The organism is uncultured Methylibium sp., from assembly GCF_902826655.1.
GTDB lineage: Bacteria > Pseudomonadota > Gammaproteobacteria > Burkholderiales > Burkholderiaceae_C > Methylibium.
Genome location: NZ_CADEFR010000086.1, coordinates 1 through 11,087, shown reverse-complemented (window position 1 = coordinate 11,087; position 11,087 = coordinate 1). Strand labels below are relative to the sequence as shown.

General features: G+C 72.5%; 12 protein-coding genes. 10 read left to right on the top strand and 2 right to left on the bottom strand.

The genetic code is table 11. From position 1 onward, the window contains the following. Window positions 1–1,034, bottom strand: a 1,034-nt coding sequence (locus QZV97_RS19280; protein WP_295646580.1) for an efflux RND transporter permease subunit, incomplete at its 3' end; no start/stop codon positions are given. 103 nt (window positions 1,035–1,137) lie between these two features. Then, window positions 1,138–2,343, bottom strand: coding sequence for an efflux RND transporter periplasmic adaptor subunit (locus QZV97_RS19275; protein ID WP_295646577.1), 1,206 nt, complete (start codon window positions 2,341–2,343; stop codon window positions 1,138–1,140). A gap of 324 nt (window positions 2,344–2,667) precedes the next feature. Between QZV97_RS19275 and QZV97_RS19270 the strand changes: the two genes are divergently transcribed. From QZV97_RS19270 to QZV97_RS19225, 10 genes are all read left to right on the top strand, one after another. Beyond that, window positions 2,668–4,191, top strand: coding sequence for a M20 family metallopeptidase (locus tag QZV97_RS19270; RefSeq protein WP_295646574.1), 1,524 nt, complete (start codon window positions 2,668–2,670; stop codon window positions 4,189–4,191). A 7-nt stretch (window positions 4,192–4,198) separates the two neighbouring features. Further along, window positions 4,199–4,582: a CidA/LrgA family protein gene (locus QZV97_RS19265; protein ID WP_295646572.1), complete on the top strand. Its 384-nt coding sequence runs from the start codon at window positions 4,199–4,201 to the stop codon at window positions 4,580–4,582. Further along, window positions 4,575–5,339, top strand: coding sequence for an LrgB family protein (locus QZV97_RS19260; RefSeq protein ID WP_295646570.1), 765 nt, complete (start codon window positions 4,575–4,577; stop codon window positions 5,337–5,339). Before QZV97_RS19265 ends, QZV97_RS19260 begins: the two co-directional genes overlap by 8 nt. A 119-nt stretch (window positions 5,340–5,458) precedes the next feature. After that, the gene (locus QZV97_RS19255; protein WP_295646567.1) at window positions 5,459–5,977 is read left to right on the top strand and encodes a (2Fe-2S)-binding protein; all 519 of its coding nucleotides are present in this window, start codon (window positions 5,459–5,461) and stop codon (window positions 5,975–5,977) included. Next, window positions 5,974–8,172: a molybdopterin cofactor-binding domain-containing protein gene (locus QZV97_RS19250; RefSeq protein ID WP_295646565.1), complete on the top strand. Its 2,199-nt coding sequence runs from the start codon at window positions 5,974–5,976 to the stop codon at window positions 8,170–8,172. Before QZV97_RS19255 ends, QZV97_RS19250 begins: the two co-directional genes overlap by 4 nt. A 10-nt stretch (window positions 8,173–8,182) precedes the next feature. Further along, window positions 8,183–8,629, top strand: a complete 447-nt coding sequence (gene soxX, locus QZV97_RS19245) for a sulfur oxidation c-type cytochrome SoxX (protein WP_295646564.1) — start codon at window positions 8,183–8,185, stop codon at window positions 8,627–8,629. Between the two features lies 1 nt (window position 8,630). After that, window positions 8,631–9,089: a SoxY-related AACIE arm protein gene (locus tag QZV97_RS19240; protein ID WP_295646562.1), complete on the top strand. Its 459-nt coding sequence runs from the start codon at window positions 8,631–8,633 to the stop codon at window positions 9,087–9,089. Window positions 9,090–9,099: 10 nt separating this feature from the next. Then, complete coding sequence (gene soxZ, locus QZV97_RS19235; protein ID WP_295646559.1) at window positions 9,100–9,420, top strand: thiosulfate oxidation carrier complex protein SoxZ; 321 nt, start codon at window positions 9,100–9,102, stop codon at window positions 9,418–9,420. Continuing rightward, window positions 9,417–10,190 (top strand): sulfur oxidation c-type cytochrome SoxA, encoded by a 774-nt coding sequence (soxA, locus tag QZV97_RS19230; RefSeq protein WP_295646558.1) that lies wholly within the window; start codon window positions 9,417–9,419, stop codon window positions 10,188–10,190. Before soxZ ends, soxA begins: the two co-directional genes overlap by 4 nt. A gap of 38 nt (window positions 10,191–10,228) precedes the next feature. Beyond that, window positions 10,229–11,087, top strand: an 859-nt coding sequence (locus tag QZV97_RS19225) for a molybdopterin cofactor-binding domain-containing protein (protein WP_295646556.1), incomplete at its 3' end; no start/stop codon positions are given.

Sequence of the window (11,087 nt, the reverse complement as noted above, 5' to 3'; positions counted from 1 at the left end):
ACGACCTTCTCGATCGAGGTCTGCACGAAGCGCGTCGGGTCGTAGACGATGGCGTAGTCCATGCCCTGCGGGAACGAGGGCTTCAACCGTTCCATCGTCTTGCGCACGTTGTTCGACAGCGCCAGCGCATTGGAGCCCGGCGCCTGGAACACCGCGATCGCCGCCGCCTCCTTGTTGTTGAGCAGGCTGCGCAGCGCGTAGGTGTTGCCGGACAGCTCGACGCGGCCGAGGTCGCGAATGCGGATCAGGCCGCCGGTCGCCGGCTCGGTGCGCACGATGATGTCGGCGAACTCCTCCTCGCTCGTCAGGCGCCCCTGCGTGTTGACGGCGAGCTGGAACTCGGTGCCCGGCGGCGAGGGCGGCGCGCCCACGGTGCCGGCGGCGACCTGGGCGTTCTGCTCGCGGATCGCGGCGATCACCTCGCTGCTCGTGATGCCGCGCGCGGCCAGCTTGCCCGGATCGAGCCAGATGCGCATCGCGTAGTCGCCGGCACCGAACAGCAGCACCGAGCCCATGCCGGGGATGCGCAGCATCTCGTCGCGCACGTTGAGCTGACCGTAGTTGCGCAGGTAGAGCGCGTCGCGGCTGTTGTCCGGGCTGACGAGGTGGACCACCATCGTCAGGTTGGGGCTGGACTTCTCGGTCGTCACGCCGATCTGGCGCGTGATCTCGGGCAGTCGCGGCAGCGCGCGGTTGATGCGGTTCTGCACCGCGGTCTCGGCGGCCTCGGGGTCGGTGCCGATCTTGAAGGTGACGGTCAGCGTCATCGCGCCGTCGGCCGTGCCCTGCGAGTCGAAGTACAGCAGGTTCTCGATGCCGCTGATCTGCTCTTCCAGCGGCGTCGCCACCGTCTCGGAGATCACGCGCGGGTTGGCGCCCGGGTACTGGGCCCGCACCACGATCTGCGGCGGCGCGACCTCGGGGTACTCCGAGATCGGCAGGTTGAAGATCGCCAGCAGGCCGACGAGGAAGACGAAGATCGACAGCACCCCGGCAAAGCGCGGGCGGTCGATGAAGAAGCGGGAGATGTCCATCGGGACCTCACTAAACGATCAGTCGCGGTAGCCGTTGCGCAGCAAGGCACCCGCGGTCAAAGTCCTGGCAGATCGGGTCCCGATGCCAGGGCTTCACGCTTTCTCAGCCTTTGGGGCCGGCCGCCGGCGCCGGAAAGATCGGCATGCCCTTCTCGTCGACCTTCAGCACCTGCGGCGCCACCGGCATGCCGGGAATCACGCGCTGCAGGCCGTCGACGATGACGTTCTCGCCCGGCTTGACGCTGCCGTTCTGCACGACGCGCATGCCCTCGACCAGCGCGCCCGGCTTGATCTCGCGGAACTGCGGCTGGCCGCCTTCGCCGACGACGTAGACGAACTTCTTGCTCTGGTCGGTGCCGATGGCGCGCTCGGGCACCATCACCGCGGTGTACGGCGCGCTGGTGGCCATCGTCAGCTTGGCCGCGAGGCCCGGCGTGAACTGGCCCTTGGCGTTGTCGAAGCTGGCGCGCATGCGGATCGCGCCGGTCTGCGGGTTGAGGCGGTTGTCGACGAAGTCGACCTTGCCGGCGTGCGGGAAGCCGGCCTCGTTGGCCAGGCCCATGCGCACCGCCGGCGCCTTCTCGCCCGCCGCCTTGATGCGCAGGTAGGTCTGCTCGCTGCCGTCGAAGTAGGCGTAGACCCTGGACACGCCGGCGATCGAGGTCAGCACGACCTGCTCGTTGACCAGGTTGCCGGCCGTCACGTTGGCGCGCGAGACGCGGCCGGCGATCGGCGCGCGCACCGCGGCGTACTCGATGTTGAGGCGCGAGGCGCGCAAGGCCGCCTCGGCCGCCTTGATGTCGGCTTCGCTGGTGCGCGAGCCCGAGCTGAGCTGGTCGAACTCCTGGCGCGACACGGCCTTCGAGTCGAGCAGCTTCTGCGCGCGCGCCAGCTCGCTGCTGGCCAGGTCGGCACGCGCCCGGGCGGCGACGAGTTGCGACTCGGCCTGCGCGGCCGCCGCGGCGAAGGGCCGCGGGTCGATCGTGAACAGCAGCTGGCCCTTGGTGACCAGCGCGCCGTCGACGAAGTGCACGCGATCGATCGTGCCGGCCACGCGCGGACGCAGCTCGACGAACTCGGTGGCCTCGAGCCGGCCGCTGAACTCCTCGTTGTCGGACACCGAGCGCTGGACCGCGGGCGCGACGCTCACCGGCATCGCCGGCGGCGGGCCGCCCTGGGCTTCGGCCGACTTGCCGCATGCGGCCAGCCAGGACGCGATGCCGAGCGCGAGACCCAGCAGGGCCAGCCGCGTCGGTGTGAAAGCCCGGGGAAGGACGGCAAAGAGAGACGAGGCAGCCGGTTCGCGCATGGAACACCCTTGTGTCGACGATGTGGACGGGTGACGGTGGCGGGAGATTCGCCGCTTGCGACCGCGAGACCTCCCTGCCGCGTGCGTTCGGTGGATGACCGACGCGCCGTCTTGTTGCAAGGCAGCATGTTAATGACTCTCGGGTCATCAAGCGATGACTTGCGAAGTAATCCCCTTGCGTGGCGCAAGCCCTTGTTGCAGCACCTGTCAGCAGTCGCGACGGCCATCGCAAATGCTTGCCGTGCGAAGCATCGGAGGCTGCCTTCGCCACCCGTCTTCCTATACTCGTCGCAGCTTCACCGACGCGCCACGAGCGCCGCTGCCATGAATGCGCCCGAACGCCTGCCCGGCCTCGATGCCGCCGCCCTGCAAGCCGCCGTCGACGGCGCCTGGGACCGCGAGATCGTCCCCGAACTCACCGACTACATCGCCGTCCCGGCCAAGAGCCCGCTGTTCGACGCCGACTGGGCCGCGCACGGCCACATCGAACGCGTCGTGCAGCGCGCCGCGGCCTGGGTCGAGGCGCGCAAGCTGCCCGGCCTGAAGCTCGAGGTGATCCGGCTCACCGACACCGACGGCTCACCGCGCACGCCGGTGATCTTCTTCGAGCTGCCCGCCACCGTGCCCGGCGGCAACGAGGCCGGCGCGCCGACCGTGCTGCTCTACGGCCATCTCGACAAGCAGCCCGAGTTCAGCGGCTGGCGCGGCGACCTCGGGCCCTGGACGCCGAAGTACGAGAACGGCCTGCTCTACGGCCGCGGTGGTGCCGACGACGGCTACGCGGTCTACGCGGCGGTCACGGCGCTGCAGGCGCTGGACGCGCAGGGCCGGGATCGTGGCGTCGTACGCCCGCGCTGCGTCGGCCTGATCGAGACCTGCGAGGAATCGGGCTCGGGCGACCTGCCGGCCTACATCGATGCGCTGAAGTCGCGGCTCGGCGACGTCGCGCTGGTGGTGTGCCTCGACTCCGGCGCCGGCAACTACGACCAGCTCTGGCTCACCAGCAGTCTGCGCGGCAACGTCACCGGCAAGCTGCGGGTCGAGGTGCTGACCGAAGGCGTGCACTCGGGCGATTCCAGCGGCGTCGTGCCGTCGAGCCTGCGCATCCTGCGCCAGCTGCTCGACCGCCTGGAGGACAGTGCCACCGGCCGCCTGCTGCCGCAGAGCCTGCACTGCGAGATCCCGGCCGAGCGCATCGCGCAGGCACGCGAGACCGCGCGCGTGCTGGGCGACGAGGTGTGGAAGCGCTTCCCCTGGGCCTGCGGCGCCGACGGCGGCCCGGTGCTGCCGACCACCACCGACGCGACCGAGGCGCTGATCAACCGCACCTGGCGGCCCACGCTCAGCGTCACCGGTGCCGAGGGCCTGCCCGCCATCGGCGACGCCGGCAACGTGCTGCGCCCCTTCACCGCCTTCAAGCTGAGCCTGCGCCTGCCGCCGCTGGTCGACGGCCACGAGGCGGCCGTGAAGCTGAAGGCGCTGCTCGAGGACAACGCGCCCTACAACGCCAAGGTCACCTTCGCGCCCGACGGCCGCGTCGGCGCCTGGGGCGCGACCGGCTGGAACGCGCCGCCCATCGCGCCCTGGCTCGAGTCCGCGCTGCAGCGCGCCTCGCAGACCCACTACGGCGCGCCCTGCGGCACCATCGGCCAGGGCGGCACGATCCCGCTGATGAGCCTGCTGCAGAAGGGCTTCCCGAAGGCGCAGATGATGGTCTGCGGCGTGCTCGGCCCCAAGAGCAACGCCCACGGGCCGAACGAATTCCTGCACGTGCCCTACGGCAAGAAGCTGACCGCCGCGGTGGCGCAGGTGGTCGCGGCGATGGCCGACGTGCAGGCCGCTGCCTGAGCCCGGCGTGGTCCAGGGCCTGGCGCTGCTGCTGCTGTTCCAGTCGCTCGGCGAGGCGATCGCCCAGCTGACGCACGCGCCGGTGCCGGGGCCGGTGATCGGCCTCGTGGCGCTGCTGGCGGTGCTGGTCTGGCGCCAGCGCCGCAGCGCGGCGATCTGGGCCCCGCTGGCCGAGGCCGCCGACGGCCTGCTGGCCCACCTGTCGATCTTCTTCATCCCGGCCGCGGTCGGCGTGATGCTGTACTGGGAGCCGCTGGCGCGCGAGGGCCTGGCGTGGATCATCGCCATCGTCGCCAGCACCGTCGCGGCGATCGCGGTCACGGCCTGGTTCCTGAAGACCCGCCTCGGCCCGCCGCCCGGCCCGCGGGAACCGGAGCCGCGCGATGGCTGACGCGCCGCTGCGCCTGCCGACCGGCCTGGTCGGTGCGCTCGAGCCGCTGTCGGAGGTCTGGGTCTACCTGGCCGCGACGCCGCTCTTCGGGCTGACGCTCACGCTCGGGGTCTACGTGCTGGCCGACCAGCTGTCGGCGCGCAGCGGCCGCCATCCGCTCGCCAACCCGGTGCTGTGGTCGGTGCTGGCGATCATCGCGGTGCTGTGGGCCACCGGCACACCGTACCGGCGCTACTTCGAGGGCGCGCAGTTCGTGCACTTCCTGGTGGGCACGGCGACCGTCGCGCTCGCCGTGCCGCTGGCCCGCCTGTGGCCCGAGCTGCGCGAGCGCGCCGGCGCGCTGCTGATGGCGCTGGGCCTCGGCGCCTCGGCATCGGTGGCGGTCGCGCTCGGCGTGGCCTGGGCGCTGGGCGGCTCGACGCTGATCCTGGCGTCGCTGCTGCCCAAGTCGGTGACCGCGCCGATCGCGATGGGCGTGGCCGAGCAGGCCGGCGGCTCGACCACGCTCGCAGCGGTGTTCACCGTCACCACCGGCATCGTCGGCGCGCTGGTCGTCACGCCCCTGCTCGACGCGCTGCGCGTGCGCGACTGGGCGGCGCGCGGCTTTGCCGTCGGCCTGGCGGCGCACGGCATCGGCACCGCTCGGGCCTGGTCGGTGAACCCGCGCGCCGGCGCCTACGCCAGCCTCGCGATGGGCCTGCACGCCGTGGCCGGTGCCCTGCTGCTGCCGCCGCTGGCGCGCTGGTTGTTCGCGTAGCGACCACGCATTACGTGATCGTCATGTTCGACCACGACGCACGGACTTAAGCTGCGTGCCACGATGACGTCGAGGTCCGGCACGCGGACCCGCGGTACACCCCTCCCAGGAGTCACACGATGGCGCGATTGAATGTCAACGGTGCGGTGCGCGAGTTCGAGATCGAGCCCGATACCCCGCTGCTGTGGGTGCTGCGCGAGCAGCTCGGCCTGACCGGCACCAAGTACGGCTGCGGCATCGCGCAGTGCGGCGCCTGCACGGTGCACATCGACGGCGTGCCGACGCGCAGCTGCGTGCGGCCGGTGTCGACGGTCGACGCGAGCGCGAAGGTCGTCACCATCGAAGGCCTGTCCAGGGACGGCTCGCACCCGGTGCAGAAGGCCTGGGCTGCGCTCGACGTGCCGCAGTGCGGCTACTGCCAGAGCGGCATGATCATGGCGGCCACCGCGCTGCTCAAGGACAAGCCCAACCCGACCGACGCCGACATCGACGCGGCGATGACCAACATCTGCCGCTGCGGCACCTACAACCGCGTGCGCGCCGCGATCAAGGTCGTGGCCGCCGGCGGCGACGTCAAGCGGGCCGGGCTGGACATCGTCCACATCGCGCGGGCCGATGCGAACGGAGGTGCCGCATGAGCAGCGCCACCCTGACGCGCCGTCGCTTCCTCGGCAGCTCGGCGGCCACGGCCGGCGGCCTGGTCGTCGGCTTCCACATTCCCTTCGCCGGCACCGCGGCGGCGCAAGGCGCGCCGGCCGCGCCCGAGATCAACGCCTGGGTCGTCGTGAAGCCCGACGACACGGTGGTGATCCGCATCGCCCGCTCCGAGATGGGCCAGGGCTCGCTGACCGGCCTGGCGCAGCTGGTGGCCGAGGAGCTGGACTGCGACTGGGCCAAGGTCACGACCGAGTACCCGACGCCCGGCCAGAACCTGGCGCGCAACCGCGCCTGGGGCAACTTCTCGACCGGCGGCAGCCGCGGCATCCGCGAGTCGCACGACTACGTGCGCAAGGGCGGCGCGGCGGCGCGGATGATGCTCGTGCAGGCTGCGGCCGACGAATGGAAAGTGCCGGCTGCCGAATGCACCGCCGCCGCCAGCGTGATCAGCCACGCTGCCAGCGGGCGCCGCACCAGCTACGGCAAGGTCGCCGCGGCCGCCGGCAGGCTGGCGCCACCGGCCGAGGTGAAGCTGAAGGACCCCAAGGACTGGAAGCTCGCCGGCAAGCGCCTGGCGCGGCTCGACACGGTCGACAAGACCACCGGCGCGCAGGTCTACGGCACCGACCTGCAGCTGCCCGGCCTGCTCAACGCCGCGATCAGGGACTGCCCGGTGTTCGGCGGCAAGGTGAAGAGCATCGACGAGGCCGCGGTGCTCAAGCGCCCCGGCGTGAAGAAGGTGGTGCGGGTCGGCGACAGCGCGGTGGCGGTCGTCGCCGACACCTGGTGGCACGCGAAGACCGCGCTCGACGTGCTGCCGATCCAGTGGGACGAAGGCCCGAACGCCGGCGTGTCCAGCGCCAGCATCGCGCAGATGCTGAAGGCCGGGCTGGACGCCAACGACGCCGTCGTCGGCAACAGCAACGGCGACGCGAAGGCGACGCTGGCCAGGTCGGCGCGCAGGCTGGAGGCGGTCTACAGCTACCCGTTCCAGAACCACGCGACGATGGAGACGATGAACGCGACGGCGAAGTTCACGCCGGCCGCGGGCGGCACGCCGGCGCGCTGCGAGGTCTGGACGCCGACGCAGAACGGCGAGGCGGCACTGGCCGCCGCGGCCGAGTCCTCGGGCCTGCCGCCGGCGCAGTGCGAGGTCTACAAGCTGCACCTGGGCGGCGGCTTCGGCCGGCGTGGCGCGGTGCACGACTGGGTGCGCCAGGCCGTCGCGATCGCCAGGGAGCTGCCGGGCACGCCGGTCAAGCTGATCTGGTCGCGCGAGGAGGACATGGTGCACGGCCGCTTCCACCCGATCACGCAGTGCAAGCTGCAGGCCGGGCTGGACGCGCAAGGCAACATCGAGGCGCTGACGATGCGCATCTCGGGCCAGTCCATCGTCGCGGCGATCTTGCCGCAGAACATCAAGGACGGCAAGGACCCGGTGGTCTTCCAGGGTCTCAACCCGCCGGGGCCGGAGGCCTCGATCGGCTACGGCTTCCCGCACCTGCTGATCGACCACGCGATGCGCAACCCGCCGGTGCCGCCGGGTTTCTGGCGCGGCGTCAACCTCAACCAGAACGCGATCTACCTCGAGTGCTTCCTCGACGAGGTCGCGCACGCGACGAAGCAGGATCCGCTGGCGCTGCGACGCAAGCTGATGGCCGGCCATCCCAAGCACCTGGCCGTGCTGAACGCCGCCGCCGAGCGCGCCGGCTGGGGCAAGCCGCTGCCCAAGGGCCAGTTCCGCGGCATCGCGCAGACCATGGGCTTCGGCAGCTACGTGGCGGCGGTGGCCGAGGTCTCGGTCGCCGACGACGGCAAGCTCAAGGTCCACCGCATCGTCGCGGCCACCGACTGCGGCCACGCGGTCAACCCGCAGCAGATCGAGGCGCAGGTCGAGGGCAGCTTCGTCTACGGCCTGTCGGCGGCGCTGTACGGCGAGTGCACGGTCAAGGGCGGCCGCATCGAGCAGGACAACTTCCACACCTACCCGGTGCTGAAGATGGACGAGATGCCCAGGGTCGAGACGGTGATCGTGCCCTCGGGCGGCTTCTGGGGCGGCGTCGGCGAGCCGACCATCGCCGTGGCGGCGCCGGCCGTGCTGAACGCGATCTTCGCGGCCACCGGCAAGCGCATCCGCGACCTGCCGCTGAAGCACCACGACCTGAAGCGGGCGTGAGGTCGCGGCGATGGCGCGGGCCCGCGGCATCCTGGCGGGCGTCGGTCTGACGACGGCGGTGGTGGCAGCGGCGGCCCAGGTGGCCGCGCCCGTCGTCGTCGGCGACGCGATCCCGTCACCGTTGACGGCGGCGCCCGGCGACGCGGCGCGTGGCCGCGCGATCGTCGCCGACCGGCGCGTCGGGCTGTGCCTGCTGTGCCACAGCGGCCCCTTCCCCGAGGAGCCCTTCCAGGGCGATCTCGCGCCCAGCCTGGCCGGTGCCGGCAGCCGGCTCGACGCCGGGCGGCTGCGCCTGCGCCTCGTCGACTCGCGGCGATTGAACCCGGCCAGCCTGATGCCGTCCTATCACCGTGCCGACGGCCTGCAGCGCGTGGGCAGCGCCTGGCAAGGCCGCCCCATCCTCGATGCGCAGCAGATCGAGGACGTGGTGGCGTTCCTGATGAGCTTGAAGGATTGAGTTGACTCCGCGACCTGCATCGATCCCGCGTCGCCGCCTGATCGTCGCCGGTGCGGCCGCACCGCTGGCGCTGTGGTGGCGGCCGGCCGCGGCCGACGCCGCCGAGCTGGAGGCCGCGATCCGCGGCTTCGCCGGCGCCGCGGCGGTGCAGGTCGGCCGCGTGACGCTGGACATCGCGCCGCTGGTGGAGAACGGCAACGCGGTGCCGGTCTCGGTCGGCGTCGACAGCCCGATGAGCGCCACCGACCACGTGAAGCGCATCGCGCTGTTCAACGAGCGCAATCCGCAGCGCGAGGTCGCGGTCTTCCACCTCGGCCCGCACGCCGGCCGCGCCAGCATCGCCACGCGCATCCGGCTCGCGACCTCGCAGCAGCTGGTGGCGCTGGCCGAGATGAGCGACGGCTCGGTGTGGTCGCGGCGCGTCGACGTCATCGTGACGCTGGCCGCCTGCATCGAATGACGGAGGCCCGATGGCGCGCGCCCTGATCACCGCCCCGAAGACCGCGAAGCGCGGCGAGATCATCGAGATCCGCACGCTGATCGCGCATCCGATGGAGACCGGCCACCGCAACGACGGCCAGGGCCGGCTCGTGCCGCGCGACATCATCCGCCGCCTGCGCTGCGACCACGACGGCGAGCGCGTGTTCGAGGCCGAGCTGTTCCCGGCCATCGCCGCGAACCCCTATCTCGTCTTCACCACCGTCGCGACCGCGAGCGGCACGCTGAGCCTGCGCTGGGAAGGCGACAACGGCTTCGCGCAGACCGAGACGGTGGCGATCACGGTCGCATGAGACGTCTCCTCGGTCGCGCCGGCGTGGTGGTCCTCGCGGTGGGCCTGGGCAGCGCCGCGCCGGCGGCCGACGGCCCGCGCTCGGGCGCGGCCGACATGAGTACCGAGCTGCAGGCGATGCAGCGCGACGACAGCGCGAACCCCGGCATGCTGTGGGTGGCCGACGGCGAGGCGCTGTGGCGCCGGCCGGCGGGCTCGCGGCAGCGCGCCTGCGCCAGCTGCCACGGCGACGCGACGACCTCGATGCGCGGCGTCGCCGCGCGCTATCCGGCCTACGACGCGGCGAGCCGCCGGCCGATCGACCTGCGCGGCCGCATCGAGGCCTGCCGCACGCGCGCGCAGGGCCAGGCGCCATCGAAGCCCGAGAGCGCCGAAGCCCTGGCCCTGGAGGCCTACGTGGCGCACCAGTCGCGCGGCCTGCCGCTCGCGCCGCCGACCGACGCGCGCCTGGCCCCGGCGCGCGCCCGCGGCGAGGCGCTGTTCCGCCAGCGCATCGGCCAGCTCGACCTGTCGTGCGCGCAGTGCCACGACCAGCACGCCGGCAGCCGGCTCGGCGGCAGCCGCATCCCCGAGGGGCACCCCAACGGCTACCCGCTGTACCGGCTGGAGTGGCAGTCGCTCGGTTCGCTGCAGCGGCGCTTGCGCAATTGCATGACCGGCGTGCGCGCCGAGCCGCACGACTGGGGTGCGCCGGCGCTGATCGACCTGGAGCTCTACCTCGCGCAGCGCGCGCGCGGCCTGAAGGTCGAGGCCCCGGCCGTGCGGCCGTGACGGCGCCCGCGGTGTGACATGCTCGGTTCCCAGTACCCATGAAGGACCCCACCGCCCCTCGCTGGACGCGCCGACTGTTCATCGGCGGCGCGGCCGCGGCCGCCGTCGCCGGCAGCCTGGTGGTCGGCATGCGGCTGCAGCGCAGTCGCGCGACCGGCCCCGGCGCGGGCGACCCGCCGGAGGTCAACGCCTGGGTCGTGGTCCAGCCCGACGACACGGTGATCGTGCGCATCGCGCGCTCGGAGATGGGCCAGGGCGCGCTGACCGGCCTGGCCCAGCTGGTGGCCGAGGAACTGGACTGCGACTGGGCCCGCGTGAAGACCGAGTACCCGACCCCCGGGCGCAACCTCGCGCGCCAGCGTGCCTGGGGCAGCATGGCGACCATCGGCAGCGGCAGCATCCGCGGCTCGCACGAGACGCTGCGCCAGGCCGGCGCCACGGCGCGCTGGCTGCTCGTCCAGGCTGCCGCCTACGAGTGGCAGCTGCCGGCCTCGGAGTGCAGCGCCGAGCGCGGCACGATCACGCACACGCCCAGCGGACGTCGCACCACCTACGGCCAGGTGGCCGCCACCGCCGCCACGCTGACGCCACCGCCCGGCAAGTTGCCCCTGCGCGACCCGAAGGCCTGGAAGCTCGCCGGCCGGCGACTCGCGCGGCTGGACACCGTCGACAAGACCACCGGCGCGCAGGTCTACGCCAGCGATCTCCAGTTGCCCGGCATGCTGAACGCGGCGATCCGCGCCTGCCCGGTGGTCGGCGGCAAACTGGCGAGCGTGGACGAGGCCGCGGTGCTGGGTCGTCCGGGCGTGAAGCAGGTGGTGCGCGTCGGCGCGCGCGCGGTCGCGGTCGTCGCCGACACCTGGTGGCACGCGAAGACCGCGCTCGACGCGCTGCCGA